The 15,223-nt window shown below is 75.6% G+C and carries 16 protein-coding genes; 10 read left to right on the top strand and 6 right to left on the bottom strand.

Translation table 11 applies throughout. From position 1 onward, the window contains the following. Window positions 1-328: 328 nt before the first annotated feature. The 5 genes from BLS82_RS14580 to purM are packed head-to-tail and all read left to right on the top strand — an operon-like array spanning window position 329 to window position 4,514. Window positions 329-1,132, top strand: a complete 804-nt coding sequence (locus BLS82_RS14580) for a MerR family transcriptional regulator (protein ID WP_176819129.1) — start codon at window positions 329-331, stop codon at window positions 1,130-1,132. A 14-nt stretch (window positions 1,133-1,146) separates the two neighbouring features. Further along, window positions 1,147-1,557 carry a sterol carrier family protein gene (locus BLS82_RS14575; protein WP_092867328.1) on the top strand — a complete coding sequence of 137 codons (411 nt, stop codon included), beginning with the start codon at window positions 1,147-1,149 and terminating at the stop codon, window positions 1,555-1,557. Continuing rightward, on the top strand, window positions 1,538-1,804 hold the full coding sequence (locus tag BLS82_RS14570; protein ID WP_092867326.1) for a hypothetical protein: 267 nt from the start codon (window positions 1,538-1,540) through the stop codon (window positions 1,802-1,804). Before BLS82_RS14575 ends, BLS82_RS14570 begins: the two co-directional genes overlap by 20 nt. Window positions 1,805-1,836: 32 nt before the next feature. After that, the gene (gene purF, locus BLS82_RS14565) at window positions 1,837-3,387 is read left to right on the top strand and encodes an amidophosphoribosyltransferase (RefSeq protein WP_092867324.1); all 1,551 of its coding nucleotides are present in this window, start codon (window positions 1,837-1,839) and stop codon (window positions 3,385-3,387) included. Continuing rightward, window positions 3,384-4,514, top strand: coding sequence for a phosphoribosylformylglycinamidine cyclo-ligase (gene purM / locus BLS82_RS14560; RefSeq protein WP_092867322.1), 1,131 nt, complete (start codon window positions 3,384-3,386; stop codon window positions 4,512-4,514). The genes purF and purM overlap by 4 nt, the downstream gene beginning before the upstream one ends. 24 nt (window positions 4,515-4,538) lie before the next feature. On the opposite strand, the gene BLS82_RS14555 is transcribed toward purM, so the two are convergent. After that, window positions 4,539-4,739 (bottom strand): DUF3073 domain-containing protein, encoded by a 201-nt coding sequence (locus BLS82_RS14555; protein WP_092867320.1) that lies wholly within the window; start codon window positions 4,737-4,739, stop codon window positions 4,539-4,541. Window positions 4,740-5,085: 346 nt separating this feature from the next. On the opposite strand from BLS82_RS14555, the gene bldC reads away from it, so the two are divergent. Next, entirely contained in the window at window positions 5,086-5,301 is a 216-nt protein-coding gene (gene bldC / locus BLS82_RS14550; protein ID WP_092867318.1) for a developmental transcriptional regulator BldC, read from the top strand. Here bldC and BLS82_RS14545 read toward each other — a convergent pair. Then, complete coding sequence (locus BLS82_RS14545) at window positions 5,232-6,530, bottom strand: PP2C family protein-serine/threonine phosphatase (RefSeq protein WP_092867316.1); 1,299 nt, start codon at window positions 6,528-6,530, stop codon at window positions 5,232-5,234. The two genes, bldC and BLS82_RS14545, sit on opposite strands and share 70 nt — an antisense overlap. A gap of 252 nt (window positions 6,531-6,782) precedes the next feature. Between BLS82_RS14545 and BLS82_RS14540 the strand changes: the two genes are divergently transcribed. After that, on the top strand, window positions 6,783-8,276 hold the full coding sequence (locus BLS82_RS14540; RefSeq protein ID WP_092867314.1) for a M1 family metallopeptidase: 1,494 nt from the start codon (window positions 6,783-6,785) through the stop codon (window positions 8,274-8,276). A gap of 287 nt (window positions 8,277-8,563) precedes the next feature. Here the strand turns inward: BLS82_RS14540 and BLS82_RS14535 are convergent, their stop codons facing one another. Both BLS82_RS14535 and BLS82_RS14530 read right to left on the bottom strand, forming a co-directional pair. After that, the gene (locus BLS82_RS14535; protein WP_218123975.1) at window positions 8,564-8,908 is read right to left on the bottom strand and encodes a hypothetical protein; all 345 of its coding nucleotides are present in this window, start codon (window positions 8,906-8,908) and stop codon (window positions 8,564-8,566) included. Then, the gene (locus BLS82_RS14530) at window positions 8,905-9,573 is read right to left on the bottom strand and encodes a DJ-1/PfpI family protein (protein WP_092867506.1); all 669 of its coding nucleotides are present in this window, start codon (window positions 9,571-9,573) and stop codon (window positions 8,905-8,907) included. The genes BLS82_RS14535 and BLS82_RS14530 overlap by 4 nt, the downstream gene beginning before the upstream one ends. Before the next feature lie 190 nt (window positions 9,574-9,763). On the opposite strand from BLS82_RS14530, the gene BLS82_RS14525 reads away from it, so the two are divergent. Next, a complete protein-coding gene (locus tag BLS82_RS14525) occupies window positions 9,764-10,732 on the top strand; it encodes a GlxA family transcriptional regulator (protein WP_092867310.1) in 969 nt (322 codons plus the stop codon). A 32-nt stretch (window positions 10,733-10,764) separates the two neighbouring features. Here the strand turns inward: BLS82_RS14525 and BLS82_RS14520 are convergent, their stop codons facing one another. Continuing rightward, window positions 10,765-11,973 (bottom strand): cytochrome P450, encoded by a 1,209-nt coding sequence (locus BLS82_RS14520; RefSeq protein ID WP_092867308.1) that lies wholly within the window; start codon window positions 11,971-11,973, stop codon window positions 10,765-10,767. A gap of 122 nt (window positions 11,974-12,095) precedes the next feature. After that, entirely contained in the window at window positions 12,096-12,698 is a 603-nt protein-coding gene (locus BLS82_RS14515) for a TetR family transcriptional regulator (protein ID WP_092867306.1), read from the bottom strand. Window positions 12,699-12,804: 106 nt separating this feature from the next. On the opposite strand from BLS82_RS14515, the gene BLS82_RS14510 reads away from it, so the two are divergent. Both BLS82_RS14510 and BLS82_RS15455 read left to right on the top strand, forming a co-directional pair. Further along, window positions 12,805-14,322, top strand: coding sequence for a carboxylesterase/lipase family protein (locus tag BLS82_RS14510; RefSeq protein ID WP_092867304.1), 1,518 nt, complete (start codon window positions 12,805-12,807; stop codon window positions 14,320-14,322). A 552-nt stretch (window positions 14,323-14,874) separates the two neighbouring features. Beyond that, window positions 14,875-15,210, top strand: coding sequence for a site-specific integrase (locus BLS82_RS15455; protein ID WP_143028876.1), 336 nt, complete (start codon window positions 14,875-14,877; stop codon window positions 15,208-15,210). Window positions 15,211-15,223: the final 13 nt, after the last annotated feature.

The following is a 15,223-nucleotide window of genomic DNA, read 5'->3' as shown; positions in this document are numbered from 1 at the left end:
CGATCACGCTGACCGATCGCGCTGACCGGTCGCGCTGACCGATCGCGCGCGACCGGCCGCACCCGCCGGCTGACGCGGGACGCCCGTGGAGGCCGCGCGGAGGTGGTGTTCTCCTCCAGCGAGCCTCACCGCGGGTGAGGTTCGCGGTCCTCATCCTGTGGACACCGCACGGCTGTCCACAGGAACGCTCCGGGAGCCTCACCTCCCGTCAGGCTCGCTCGAGGAGAACACCCCCGCTCCGTGCGCTCGTGCACGGGGTCGGGTGCGCTCGTCCACAGGACCGGCCGGGTGGGGACGCCGAAGGCGCGCCGGCTGCCACCCTGCGGACGTGTCCTCCCTCCTGCCGCACCCTGGCCTGACGCCGGCCGTCTTCTCGCTGCGGACCGGCATCCCGGTGCACCTGCTGCGCCGCTACGACGAGCGCGGCCTGCTCACGCCGGCGGAGGTCGACCCGGGGACGGGGTGGCGGCGGTACGCGCCGGGGCAGATCGGCGCGGGCCGCCTCCTGCACGCCCTGCGCGCGACGGGCATGGGCCTGGGGCGGGCCGCCGGCGTCGTCGCCTCCGGCGACCGGTCGGCGGTGATCGCTCACATCGCCCGCGTCGAGGAGCTGCTGCAGCGCCTGCGCGACCACCTGCCGGTCGACGGCGCGGAGCGCGTCGTCGCGGTCCGGGAGCGCGACGTCGTCGGCCTGCAGGTGCCTCTGGTGCCCGGGGCGGGCCTCGTCGACCAGCTGCGGGGAGCGCGCGCCCGCCTGGCGCGGCAGCTCGGGCTCGCGGTGTCCGCGCTCCCGCGCGCCGCGTGCGGGCACCCGGCGGACGGTCCGTGGGTGGAGCTGTCCCGCGCGGGCGAGGGCAGCTTCGCCCTGCGCACCGCTGCGCTGCCGTGGGACCCGGGCGAGCCCGTGCCGCCCGGGTGGACTCGCTGCGATCGCCGGGGCGGGCACCGCGCCGCCGTCCCGCTGGCGGACGCCGAGCTCGCAGCCGTCGTCGACGGCTCGCCCGCGGGTGCCGCCGAGGTGCTGCGGGACAGGCTCGCCGCGCCGGACGGCGGGTTCGCCGTCGGCTTCGCCGTCCTCCTCGACGCGTCCCTGGCGCAGGCCCACCTCGCCGTCCTGTTCTCGCCGTGGTGAGGCACAGTGGGAGCGTGCCCGCCCGACGCCGCACCGACCCGGTCGCCGGCCGGGCCGCGCTCGCAGCCTGGCGCGCGGACCCGACGGCCGCCGACCGCACCACCACGGCCACGGCCGTGCGCTCGACGCTGGAGGACCTCGCGCTGCGCGCGCCCGGGCACACCGTCGAGGTGCGCGTCGCCCCGTTCGGGGTGGTCCAGTGCGTCCCGGGCCCGCGGCACACGCGCGGCACCCCGCCCAACGTCGTCGAGGCCGACGCGGCGACCTGGCTGGCCCTGGCCGCGGGCGACCTGGCGTGGTCCGACGCGCTCGCCCAGGGGCGCGTGCGCGCCAGCGGGCAGCGCGCGGACCTGTCGCCGTGGCTGCCGCTGACGGCGCCCGCCGAGCCGCCGGTACGGTCGTCGGGTGAGCCAGCCGGAGGGTGAGCAGCCCGCGGGCCCGCGTCCGGGCGAGCCGGTGCGCCGGGGCCGGATCCGCCGGGAGCCCCGCTACGGCCGGTTCGTCGCCGTGGGCGTGCTCGCCGGCCTGCTGGCCGCGCTGGTGCTGACCTTCTCCCAGCCGGAGGGGGAGTACAGCTACGGCACCGTGCTCGGCTACCTGTGCGTCGTCCTGGGGCTCGGCGGCGGCCTGCTGGGGGCCCTGGCGGCGGTGCTCGCGGCCCGGCGGCGCTGAGCCCACCCGCCCGGCTGTGCCACCATGGTCGCGTGGCCCGCGCGGACGGACGACTCAGCCACGACCTGATGCCGGGCGAGAAGGCCCCCCAGGACGCCTGCGGCGTCTTCGGGGTCTGGGCGCCGGGCGAGGAGGTCGCCCGGCTCGCCTACTTCGGGCTCTACGCCCTCCAGCACCGGGGGCAGGAGTCGGCGGGCATCGCCGCCAGCACCGGGGAGCAGATCCTCGTCTACAAGGACATGGGCCTGGTCTCCCAGGTCTTCGACGAGGCGTCGCTGCAGGGGCTGAGGGGCCACGTGGCGATCGGCCACACCCGCTACTCCACGACCGGCGCCAGCCAGTGGGAGAACGCCCAGCCGACGCTGGGCGCGACCGCCGCGGGCACGGTGGCGCTGGCGCACAACGGCAACCTGACGAACACGGCCCACCTGCGGCGCCTGGTGGCCGAGCGCTACGGCGCCGCCGCCGGCGCGGAGATCGCGCGCGGCAACACCACGGACACCGCGCTCGTCACGGCCCTGCTGACCGGCGACCTCGACCACACGCTCGAGGCCACGGCGATGGAGGTGCTGCCCCTGCTGTGCGGCGCCTTCAGCCTCGTCTTCATGGACGAGAGCACCCTGTACGCGGCCCGCGACCCGCACGGCGTGCGCCCGCTGGTCCTCGGGCGCCTCGAGCGCGGCTGGGTCGTCGCGAGCGAGACGACGGCCCTGGACATCGTCGGCGCCAGCTCCGTGCGCGAGGTCGAGCCCGGCGAGCTCGTCGCCATCGACGCCGACGGCCTGCGCGTCTCCCGCTTCGCGCCCGCGACGCCGACCGGCTGCGTCTTCGAGTACGTCTACCTCGCGCGCCCCGACACCACGATCGCGGGCCGCCCCGTGCACGAGGCGCGCGTGGAGATGGGCCGGCGCCTGGCCCGGGAGCACCCCGTCGAGGCCGACCTCGTGATCCCCGTGCCAGAGTCCGGCACGCCGGCGGCGATCGGCTACGCCGACGCCTCGGGCATCCCGTACGGCCAGGGCCTGGTGAAGAACTCCTACGTCGGCCGCACGTTCATCCAGCCGAGCCAGACGATCCGGCAGCTGGGGATCCGGCTGAAGCTGAACCCGCTGCGCTCCGTCATCGCCGGCAAGCGCCTCGTCGTGGTCGACGACTCGATCGTGCGCGGCAACACCCAGCGGGCGCTGGTGCGGATGCTGCGCGAGGCCGGCGCCGCCGAGGTGCACGTGCGCATCTCCTCGCCGCCCGTGAAGTGGCCGTGCTTCTACGGCATCGACTTCGCCAGCCGCGCGGAGCTCGTCGCCTCCGGCCTGGCCGTGCGGGAGGTGTGCGCGAGCATCGGCGCCGACTCCCTCGGCCACATCTCCCTGGACGGCATGGTCGAGGCCGCCGCGCAGCCGCGCGAGCGCCTGTGCACCGCGTGCTTCACCGGCTCCTACCCCGCCGGGCTGCCGGACGACGTCCGCCTCACCGGCCAGGCGGCCGGCGCGCAGCAGGGCCAGCTGGAGCTGGACGTCCCCGCGCCGTCCGTCCCTGCGCCGTCCGTCCCTGCGCCGTCCGTCCCTGCGCCGTCCGCCCTGTGAGCGGCGCGGCGGGCCAGGACGCCGCACCGCCCACCACCTACGCGGCCGCGGGCGTCGACGTCGAGGCGGGCGACCGGGCGGTCGCGCTGATGCGGGCGGCCGTCGCGGCCACCCACGGCCCGCAGGTGCTCGGCGGCATCGGGGGGTTCGCCGGCCTCTACGACGCCTCGCGGCTGCTGGGCCTGCGCCGCCCGCTCCTGGCCACCAGCACCGACGGCGTGGGCACCAAGGTCGCGATCGCCCGGGCCATGGACGAGCACGGCACCATCGGGCAGGACCTCGTCGCCATGGTCGTCGACGACCTCGTCGTGTGCGGCGCCGAGCCGCTGTTCATGACCGACTACGTCGCGTGCGGGCGCGTGGTGCCCGAGCGCATCGCCGCGGTCGTCGCCGGGATCGCCCGCGCCTGCACCGAGGTCGGCGCGGCGCTCGTCGGCGGCGAGACCGCCGAGCACCCGGGGCTGCTGGGCCCCGACGAGTACGACGTCGCCGGCGCCGCGACGGGCGTCGTGGAGGCGGACGACCTCCTCGGGCCCGACCGCGTGCGCGACGGGGACGCCGTGGTCGCGCTGGCGTCCTCCGGGCTGCACTCCAACGGCTACTCGCTCGTGCGCCGCGTGGTCGCCGACGCCGGGTGGTCGCTGGAGCGGCACGTGCCCGAGCTCGGGCGCGCCCTCGGCGAGGAGCTCCTCGAGCCCACGCGCCTGTACGCCCGCCCCTGCCTGGCGCTCGCGCGCGACCCCCGGTGCGGCGTGCGCGCGTTCTCGCACGTGACGGGCGGCGGGCTGGCCGCCAACCTCGCGCGCGTGCTGCCGCCGGGGCTGGACGCCGAGGTCGACCGCGCCACGTGGACCCCGCCGCCGGTGTTCTCGCTCGTGCGCGACCTGGGGCGCGTGCCGCCCGAGGACGTCGAGCGCACCCTGAACCAGGGCGTCGGCATGGTCGCCGTCGTCGCGCCGGACGGCGTGGACGCCGTCCTGCGCTCCCTCAGCGCCGCCGGCGTCCCGGCGTGGGTCGCCGGGCGCGTGACGGCGAGCAGGAGCACCGGGTCGCCGGACGGCGCGGTGCGCGGGGCCAAGGGCGTGGACGGCGGCGGCGTCCGGCTGGTGGGGACCCACCCCGCCTGACGCCCGGCGCCAGCGCCGCCCGCGTCAGCCGGAGCGGCGGTTCCAGTCCTCGTAGGGGTCGGCGTCGTCCCCGGTGTCGGTGTCCGCGGGTGCGTCGTGCTCGACGTACGCGGACCCTCCACCGCCGAGTTCGCGCTGCAGAGCGTTGTAGTCGGTCTCCGGGCTGTAGTACTTCAGCTGCCGGGCGACCTTCGTCTGCTTGGCTTTCTGACGGCCGCGCCCCATGGCGTCGACCCCCTCATGCGTCGTGGCCGGGACAGGCCCGTGGGGCGGCCCCGGAGCGGTTGGCTCTCCAGGGACTGAACGATACAGGCTCACCGCTCGTTCCATCACCGCAGCCGCGCGATCGGCGCAGCCCCATCGTCCCCGGCGGCGCGGCGACACCCCGGCGACACGCGATCAGCGGCACCAGTTCGGCGAGTCTCCGCACATGGACGACCACGGTGGGTCACCATTCTCCCGAATCGTCCAGACGGCCGGAGCGGGCATCCGCTCCGGCCGGGCGGTCGACCCGACGCGAGCGCCCGCCCGCACCACGCCGTGGTGCGCACGCGGCACAGGAGGAGACGCGATGAGCACCGTGCAGGCACCCCAGGCCGAGACTCTGCTGACCCCGGCCGAGGTCGCCGCCCTCTTCCGCGTGGACCCCAAGACCGTCACTCGCTGGGCCAAGGCGGGCAAGCTGACGTCGATCCGCACGCTGGGCGGGCACCGGCGCTACCGCGAGTCGGAGGTGCGCGCGCTGCTGGCCGGAATCCCCGGGCAGGGCCCCGACGAGGAGGTCTGAGAGGTCCGAGGGCTCCGGGAGGTCTGGGAGGTCTGGCCGGCTCTCGCGCCGCTCCCGGCGGCGACCGCGGCGTCGTCGGCCGGGCCCCACGCCCTCGCCGACGGCCGGCCGCCGCGCGGGAGCCGGATCGTGATGGTGCGCGGCGGCACGGGCCAGGCGCCCGCCCGCTGCGCGCCCGCCCGGCCGGGCCGGGGCTGGGGCAGGACCGCCGGCACCTCCAGGACCAGCACGACCAGGTCGTCGGCCAGGGAGCGGGAGAAGGACGCGTGCTCCGCCAGCAGGCGGTCCAGGGCGCTGGTGAGGCTGCCGCCGGCGAGGACGCCGACGTGCTGGTCGAGGGAGAAGAACGCGCCCGCGCGGTCGCGGGCCTCGATCAGCCCGTCGCTGTAGAAGAGCACCCGGGTCCCGGGCGCCAGCTGGTGCTCCTCCACCACCGGGCGCGGGCCCAGCCCCAGCGGCGTGGTCGGGCGCGCCGGGGCCAGCTCCGCGGCCCGCCCGTCCGGGGTGAGGACCACCGGGGCCGGGTGGCCGCAGTTGGCCAGGCGCAGCACCCCGGCGTCGGTGAGCTCGGCGACTACGGCGGTGACGAAGTCCTCCTCGCCCAGGTGGCGCGAGGTGCTGGCGTCCACGGCGGCGACGACGTCCGGCAGGGAGGCGCCCGGCGCGTGCGCCGCCTCGCGGAAGGCCGCCACGGTGTGCGCGGCGGTGCGCACCGCCTCCAGGCCCTTGCCGCGCACGTCGCCGACGACCAGGCGCAGCCCGGCCGGCGCGGCGACCGCCTCGTACAGGTCGCCGCCCACCCGCGACTCGGCGGCCGCCGAGCGGTACCGGGCCGCCAGCGGCACGCCGGCGACCACCGGCGGCAGCTCGCGCAGGATCGCGTCCTGGGCGACGCGCGCCACGGCGGTCACGTCGCGCAGCCGCGCCTCGCGCCGCTCGCGGAGGACGGCGTTGACGACGGCGAGCACCAGCAGCGGCACCACGGAGGTGACGCGGGCGAGGTCGACCAGCGGGGAGAACGTGTCGTCGGCGAGCGTCATCGGCACCGCCAGGGCCAGCACGTACGCGCAGCAGACCGCGGTGAGCCGCCAGCGGAACAGCATGCTGGCCACGAGCGGGGCGAAGGCGTAGACCGACAGGGACAGGAAGCGGGTCCCGACCGCCGCCTGGGCGACCGTGGCCAGCGCGGGGAGGGCGAGCAGCGCAGCGAGGATCCACGGCCGGCGCACTCGGGGAGGGTAGAGGCGCGGGGCCGCCCCACCAACTCCGCCACCTCGGGTCCGCCCGAAGTCGCACGCCGCGGCGCGCGGGGTCCCGCTGAGCACGCCACCCCCGGGAGGACCGCGCGGACTGCCTGCGGCGACGCCGACGAGCCGGGCACCGAACGGCTCCGAACGGCTCCGACCAATGGGCGATGCGGCCGCGCGGCGACGCTCCCTAGCGTCGAGGGACCGACGTCACGACCGAGGGAGCTGGACACCATGGCCTTCAGGACCCCACCTGCGAGCGCGTCGTGGCGCACCGCGGCGGCGTCGACCGCGACCGCGCTGCTGCTGGGCGCGACCTCGTGCGCCGGCCAGGCGACCGCCGCGCAGGAGGAGCCCGGCGCCGGGGAGCGGCTGTTCCCCGCCCTGGGCACCACGGGGTACGACGCCACGGCCTACGACGTCAGCTACGACTACCGCCCGGACGCGACGACGATGACCAGCTCCGTCCTGGTCACGGCGGTCGCGCAGCAGCAGCTGACCGAGTTCAGCCTGGACGCCGCTGCGCGCGAGGTCTCGGCGGTCGTCGTCGACGGGCACCCGGCCGGCTTCCGGCTGCTGCCGGGGACCGAGAAGCTGGTCGTCACGCCCGAGCACCCCCTGCCGCCCGGGCGCACCTTCACCACCCGCGTCGACTTCACCGCGGACCGCGCGGCGAACCCGCCGTCACCGGCCCTGGACCTGCCGGCGGGGACGGACTGGCCCTGGCAGAGCTGGATCGAGACCCCGGACGGGTTCGCCCTGATGGGCCAGCCGGACCGGGCGCACCTGTTCTTCCCCTGCAACGACGTGCCCGGCGACAAGGCGCGCACGACCTTCCGCGTCACGGCGCCCTCGGACCTGCAGGTGGTCGCCAACGGCACCCTGGTCTCCGAGGCACCGGAAGGACCCGGCACGCGGACGGTCACCTACCGCACCGACGACGACATCCCCACCCACGTCGTGCAGGTCGCGGTGGGGCGCTTCCGGCCGGTGGCCCAGGAGGGTCCGCGCGGGCTGCCGATCACCAGCTGGATCCCGGCGGACCGGCCCGAGCTGGCGGCGTCGGCCGACGACACCGCGGAGCAGCTGCAGTGGGTGGAGTCCGCGCTGGGGGTGGAGTACCCCTTCGACAGCTACGGCGTCCTGGCCGTCGACAGCGACTACAACGGCGTCGCGCTGGAGACGGCGACCCTCTCGACGCTCTCCGCCGCCGAGCTGGGGCTGCCCGGGGACCAGGAGGCCCCGACCATGGTGCACGAGCTGGTCCACCAGTGGTTCGGCAACGCCGTCTCGGTGCGCACCTGGGACGACATGTGGCTCAGCGAGGGGCACGCGACCTACTACCAGTGGCTGTGGGCCTCCGAGCACGGCGGGCAGGACCTGGACGCGACGATGCGGGAGGTGTACGCCGCCGACGCGGCCCAGCGCCAGCAGAGCGGACCCCCCGGCCGGCTCACGTCGTCGCTCGGCGTGCTCTTCGACACCAACGCCCCCGGCGCCCTGACGCTGTACGGGCTGCGCGAGCTGGTCGGGCCCGACGTCTTCGCGCGCATCGAGCAGGCCTTCTTCGCCGAGCACCGGGGACGCTCGGCGAGCACGGCGGACTTCACCAGGGTCGCGAGCGAGGTGGCAGGACGCGACCTGCAGCCCTACGTCGACAGCTGGGTGTACGGCAGCACGACGCCCCCCATGCCCGGGCACCCGGACTGGACGTCGGAGCTCCCCTGAGTCGCCAGCGACTTCGGCCGCTACCTGGGCATCACCGGAGCGATCGCCAAGGGCCTGGCCCGCCCGCACTGCCCACCACCAGCCTGGGCGGTCCTCTCGGCCGTGAGGAGCAGGACGCCGACCTCGAAGACGCGCTCATCGCCGATGCCGCCCTGGGCAGGACGGCATCGAGCCCACCTCGAGCAGAGGACCCGCTCAGAACGCGTGCTCCGCGAAGCGCTCGAGCACCGACTTCAGGAACGCGACCCGAGGAGTCGACCGGCACGTCCAGGCTGCCAGCGGTGCGTTCATGCTCCTGGGTGGCTGGTGCGCTGACCGGTGACGCTCGAGCGCGGCAACCGCCCGGCGCGGGAGTGCCCGTGCAGCCGGTCCCCGTCCAGGACGACCTCGAAGTCCAGCCGCAGGCGCATCGGCCGTGTGATCGACTGCGACCAGGTCAACCGGTCGCCGTCCAGGTGCACGCGCTCCGAGGAGACGGTCTCGTCCTTGCTGCGGGCCGTGCCCCCCAGGCCACCGGCCTCGTCCTGGGCGAGGTCCAGCACGACGTCCTGGCGGCCGACCGGGGTGCGGATGACCAGCTGCCACGAGCCCTCGGCGCGGCTGGCACCACCCGCCCCGCTCATGCCGCTCATGCCCTGGGCCCCGGACCGGCGGGAGCTGCCGGGGTGGGCGCGCGCCAGGTGGTGCCGCGCCGCTCGTGCTCGAAGAGCTCCGCCACGTCCAAGGTCACCTGCGGGTCGAGCAGGCGCTCGAGCAGGTGCAGGCCGAGGGCGAGGCCAGAGGTGACCCCGCCGGCGCTGATCAGCCGCCCGTCCTCCACGACGCGGGCGCGCACCCGGAGCGCGCCGGTGGCCTCCAGGACGTCCATGCCCAGGTGGTGGGTCACCGCGCGCCGCCCGACCAGCAGCCCGGCCATCGCCAGCGCCAGGGAGCCGCCGCACACGGTGGCCACCACGGTCCCCTCCCGAGCCATCGCCTGGCCCACCAGGGCCGGCAGCGGGGTGTCCGAGGTCCGCGAAAGCAGCACCGGGATGGTCTCCAGGCCCAGCTCCTGCGGGTCGTCCACCGGGCCGGAGGCGCCGGGCACGACGAGGACGTCCGCGCCCGGGTCCAGGGCAGCAGTAGCGCGCAGGCTCACTCCGCCGGTGCCGCTGAGGACCTCGCGCGGGCCCTCGGCGCTGGCCAGCTCGACGACCAGCGCACTCCCGGCGGCCTCCCCGCCGGCGTGCAGCACCTCGAACGGGGCGATGACGTCCAGCAGGTCGAAGCCGTCGAAGAGGACCACCTGCGTCCGCAGGGGCCGCGCAGCAGTGGATGCGGCGAACGGGTCGGTCGGGTCGGGCGACGTGGACGGATCCGGCAGGGCGGGCGAGTTCGGCGGCACGAGGTCCATGCCTCGCAGGCCAGGCAGGACGACCGGCGTCCCGGCAGTGGCGAGAACGCCAACGAGCGACGGCATCTCGCCAGGGCGGGGGTAGTGTCATGCGGTGCACACGGTGGTCGTCCTCGCACTGGACGGCGTCATCGCCTTCGACCTGGCGGTGCCGCTGGAGACCTTCGGGCGCACCCGACTGCCCGACGGGACCAGCGCCTACCGCGTGCTGACCGCCGCGGCGAGCGGCCCGGACCGCGACGTCGACGCCGGCGCCTTCCGGCTGCGCCCGCAGCGGGGCCTGGACGCCCTGGTCGAGGCGGACACGGTCATCGTCCCCGGTGTGGCCGACCCCACCGCGCCCGTCGACCCGGACGTGCTGGCGGCCCTGCGCCAGGCCGCGGCCGCCGGCACCCGCATCGCCTCCATCTGCGCCGGCGCCTTCACCCTGGCCGCCACCGGCCTGCTGGACGGCACCCGCGCCACCACCCACTGGGCCGGCGCCGACGCGCTGGCCCGTCGCCATCCGCAGGTCGAGGTCGACCCGGACGTGCTCTACGTCGACAACGGCCAGCTGCTGACCTCCGCCGGTGCCGCCGCCGGCCTGGACCTGTGCCTGCACCTGGTCCGCCGCGACCACGGCGCGGCCGTCGCCGCCGAGGTCGCCCGCCTGTCGGTGATGCCGCTGGAGCGCGCCGGCGGCCAGGCGCAGTTCATCACCCACGCCCCACCCGCCCCCGAGGGCTCGTCCCTGGCCCCGCTGCTGGCGTGGGTGGAGGAGCACCACGCCGATGACCTGGACCTGGCCGCGATCGCCGCCCAGGCGCGGATGAGCACCCGCACCCTCTCGCGCCGCTTCGCCGAGCAGACCGGCACCACTCCCCTGGCCTGGCTGCACCGCGCCCGCATCCACCGCGCCCAGCACCTGCTGGAGACCACCGCCCACCCGATCGAGCGCATCGCCACCGAGGTCGGCTTCGCCTCGGCGACCACCTTCCGGGAGCGCTTCGCTGCCGTCGTCGGCACCAGCCCGGCCGCCTACCGGCGCGCGTTCTCCACCCCGCACCAGCACGCGGCCTCCTGATCAGGCCACGCCCCTCTCACCTGCCTCGAGGGTCAGCCCACGCTGATCGGCAGGGCGGTGTAGCCGCGGATGACCAGGCTGTCGCGCCGTGCGGGCGCACCGGTCAGCTGCAGGTTCGGGAAGCGCGTCACCAGCGCCGGGATCGCGGTCTGGGCCTCCAAGCGGGCCAGCGGCGCACCCAGGCAGTAGTGGATGCCACCACCGAAGGACAGCGGCGCGTTGTCCGCGCGAGTGAGGTCCAGGCGGTCGGGGTCGGCGAAGCGCTGCGGGTCGCGGTTGCCGGCGCCGAGGTGGGCGACGACGCGCTCTCCGGCGCGGATCCGTGCGCCGGAGATCTCGGTGTCCTCGAGGGCCATGCGCCTGACCAGTTGCACCGGGCTGTCGTACCGCAGGAGCTCTTCCACCGCGGACGGCGCCAGAGCGGGGTCGGCGCGCAGGCGGGCGAGCTGGTCAGGATCGCGCAGCAGGCAGACGAGGCTGTTGGCGAGCAGGTTCGTGGTGGTCGCGAAGCCCGCGGCGAAGAGCAGGGCCACCATGGTCACCAGCTCGTCCTCGGTGAGCTGCTCGCCCTCCTCGACGGCGACGAGGGCGCTGATGAGGTCCTCGCCCGGTTCCTCACGGCGTTCCTGCGCCAGGTCCGCCAGGTAGTCGCGGATCGCGGCCGCGGCCGGGTCGGCCTTCTGCAGCGCCTCGGGCGTGACCGCCTCGAGGATGCGGCCCCAGTCGCGGACCAGGCCCCGGAACCGGGCCCGGTCAGCCTCGGGAACGCCGACCAGCTCGCTGATGACGTCGACCGGGAAGGGCAGGGCGAACGCCTCGACGAAGTCGATCTCGCCGTCCACGTGGTCCAGGCGGTCCTCGACCATCTCGGCGATGCGAGGCTGCAGGGCCTGCACCCGGCGGGCGGTGAAGGAGGAGCTGACCAGGCGGCGCAGGCGGGTGTGATCAGGCGGGTTCGTCATCAGCATGCTGGTGAACAGCAGCCTCGTGGCCGGGTGGTCCTCCCAGCCGGGAGCGATGAACTCCATCGCCTGCGACGGCGGGTTGCCGAACCGGGGATCGCGCGTGACCGCGACGCAGCCGGCGTACCCGGTGACCACCAGCGTGCCGTCGTCGGCGCGGACGACGGGCGCGATCTCGCGGAGCCGGGAGTAGCGGGAGTACGGGTCCTCCCTGCCGGCCGCCCGCGTCAGCTCGTCGAGCAGGACCGAGACCTCGGAACTCTCCACCACGTCCGTCATGAGCTGAACCTACGAGCGAGACGAGCCGGAATGCAAGAGGTCTTGCATTAGTGCGAGTCCACGGTCGTCCGCCCGCGCTTCGGGATCTCCGAGTCGTGCCTGCAACGTCTGCTCGGCTGGCGTCAGCTGCCCCTGACAGCGTCGACGGCATCGGCGTAGAGGTCCTCGAGCGAGCGGCGACCCCCGCTGCCCAGCCACGCGCGCGTGGCGACGTCGAGGCAGGCCAGCGCGGCGGCGACGACGGCCGTGGCGCGCACGTCGGGGGCCGGCGAGGTGTCGAGGCCCATGCGGCGGGCGACCAGTGGGGCCAGCACCTCCTGCCACGCCGCGTGCTTCTGCAGGTGCCTCGCCTCCAACGACGCGCTGGTGACGACCAGCTGGGCGACGGCGAGGGCCCGTGCCGGAGGCACCTGCGCCTCGGGCAGCGCCTCGGCGGCGCGCCGCAGGGCGGTCCAGGGGTCCTCGTGCGGTGGCCTGGCCTCCAGGGCCGCGGCCAGCACCCGGCGCTGCTCGTCGGTGTCGCCGAGGACGAGGTCCTCCTTGGTGCCGAAGTAGCGGAAGAAGGTGCGGCGGGAGATCCCCGCGGCGCGGGCGATCTGGTCGATCGTCGTGGCGTCGAAGCCCTGATCGGCGAACAGCGACAGCGCGACCTCCACCACCTGCTCCTGCACCGCACGCCGGGTGCGGTCCCACAGGCGGCCGCCCGCGACCACCTGCTCGCTCATGCGATCACCCTACCGTCGCACTGGCACTCAGCACCGTCTTGATACCAAGTGCCACCTTGGCGCGGAGTGCCTGGATTCAGCACTCCATCGGAATGAGGCGATCACCATGGGCAGGACACCGATCGACGTCGCGCTGAGCTCGGGCATCGTGCGGGGGAGGTCCACGAACGGCGTCGCGACCTTCCTGGGGGTGCCGTACGCCGCGCCACCGGTCGGTGCCTTGCGCTTCGCCGAGCCCCGACCGGTGCCGGCGTGGTCGGGGGTGCGCGAGGCGCTCGAGCCCGGGCCGAGCGCACCGCAGCGGGCCAGCACCTCCCTCGCAAGCCTCGACGTCTTCCCGGTCTCGGGGGCTCGGTGGCGGCGCGGGGACGACTTCCTGACCCTCAACGTGTGGGCGCCGACCGGGAGCCGGTCGCGCCCGGTGGTGGTCTACGTCCACGGTGGCGGCCTGGTGCTGGGCACGAAGGACGCGCCGGCGTACGACGGCACCGCCTTCGCGCGCGACGGCGTGGTGGCCGTGGGCCTCAACTACCGCCTCGGCGTCGAGGGGTTCCTGCCCATCCCCGGTGCGCCGACCAACCTGGGGCTGCGCGACACGATCGCCGCCTTCACCTGGGTCCAGGACGACATCGCAGCCTTCGGCGGCGACCCGGCCAACGTCACCGTCTTCGGGGAGTCCGGCGGTGGGATCGCCGTCGCCTGCCTGGTCACCAGCCCCCTGACCACCGAGCTCTTCCGGCGCGCCGTCATCCAGAGCGGGCACGGATCGGCGGTCTACTCCCTGCACGTGGCGCGCCGCACCGTCGCCGCGGTCGCCCGGGTGCTGGGTGTGCCCGCCGACGTCGAGGGCTTCGGCTCCGCGGACGCCGAGCGCTGCGTGGCCGCGCTGAGCCGGGTGTCACGCCCGGGGCGGGTGGACCTGCGGGACGAGGACGGCGTCGACCCCTCCTTCGGCCTCGGCGTGGTCAACCCCGTGGTCGGCGACGACGTCCTCCCCCGCCACCCGCTCGAAGCCCTGGCGGCGGGAGCGGGCGCCGACGTCGATGTCCTGATCGGGACGACGGCGCAGGAGGCGAACTCCTGGTTCGCCCCCACCCGCCTCGACCTCCTGCCGCGGTGGGCCGCGCGGTGGCTGCTCGGGCGCGTGGCCCCCCGCTCCCGCGCCCTGTTCGCCGCCTACGCCGACCACGGGCCCGGCGGGCCCGGCGAGCGCGGCGGGGAGGTCCTCGCCCGCGTCCTGACCGACATGGCCTTCCGCTGGCCGTCACGCCAGTACGCCGAGGCGCACCAGGGCCGCACCCACGTCTACGAGCTCGACTGGAGGTCGCCCGCAGCCGGTGGGCGGCTCGGCGCGGCGCACGGGGTCGACCTGCCGTTCGTCTTCGACACCCTGCACACCACCACCGGACCCCGCGGCCTGACCGGCACCGCCCCGCCCCAGGACCTGGCCGACCACGTCCACGGCCTCTGGGTCTCCTACGCCACCGACGGCACACTGCCCTGGCCCGAGTTCGACCGCGACGCCCGCGGCGTCTACCACCTCTCAGCGCGGGCGATCCGGCGCGAGCCGATCATGCCAGCAGCCGCCTTCACACCGGCCGCACCTCACCTCCAGCAGGTATGACCTCGGCGAGGCCTCGCGTCGAGCCGTCGTCGACCGCCGCCTCGCGCGCGCAGCGACTGTGGGGGGCAGGGGTGGCGGCTCGCCAGGACGTGCTCCGGCGACCCTCGTCTGCGGTGGAAGACGACGGGTCGCCGACGCTCACGGCGGCGACCGCGTCGGCACAGGTCAGGCGCGTCGACGAGTGGTGTTGAGGATCAACGATGACAGGCCCCGGGCACGTCAGTCGTCGACACCACGGCAGCCGGTGTGCTGAGCGGGCAGGGGCGGGCCGGCGCCGCTGAGCAGAACCAACCCCAGTCGATGCCGTCCGCCGGGCCGAGGTCGCCGAGGAGTCGCCGATGCTTGCGGGGACCCTCCTCGCGGTGCCCGTCGGACGCGCCGGGGGCCCGCACAGCTGCCCGGCCCAGGTCAGGGCACGGACCTCACGATGACGCTGGCCACTTCATCGAGCCGGAGGACCGCCTCCCGGGCCCTCGCTACCAGGTCGACCGGGGCCTGAGCATCGGGCGGAGCCGGCACCTGCTCCACCACGCCGAGGGTGACCGACTCGAGGTGCTGTACGTCCTCGCGCTCCACCCCGGTCTGCGCCGCACGGAGCTGCTGGGGCTGTCCTGGGACGCCGTCGACCTCGACCGCGGGGTCCTCGAGGTCCGCCAGAGCCTCCAGCGGGTCAACGCCGAGCTGCAGCCGGTGCCGACCGAGTCGCGGGCCTCCGACCGGCAGGTGCCCTTGCCCGGTGTCTGCGTCCGAGCCCTCGAGGCCCATCGGGCCCACCAGGCCGCAGAGCTGCTCGCCGCCGGCACCCCGGGCTGCGGCCTGGTCTTCACCACCACGGTACGACGGAGATCCACGCCTCCGTCGTCCTCGACGAGCAGCGGACGGCGCTGAACCGGCTCGAGGG

The organism is Quadrisphaera sp. DSM 44207 (assembly GCF_900101335.1).
In the GTDB taxonomy this organism is placed as follows: Bacteria; Actinomycetota; Actinomycetes; order Actinomycetales; family Quadrisphaeraceae; genus DSM-44207.
Note: the sequence above shows the minus strand (reverse complement) of the source record. Positions and strands in the feature narration are given on the sequence as shown.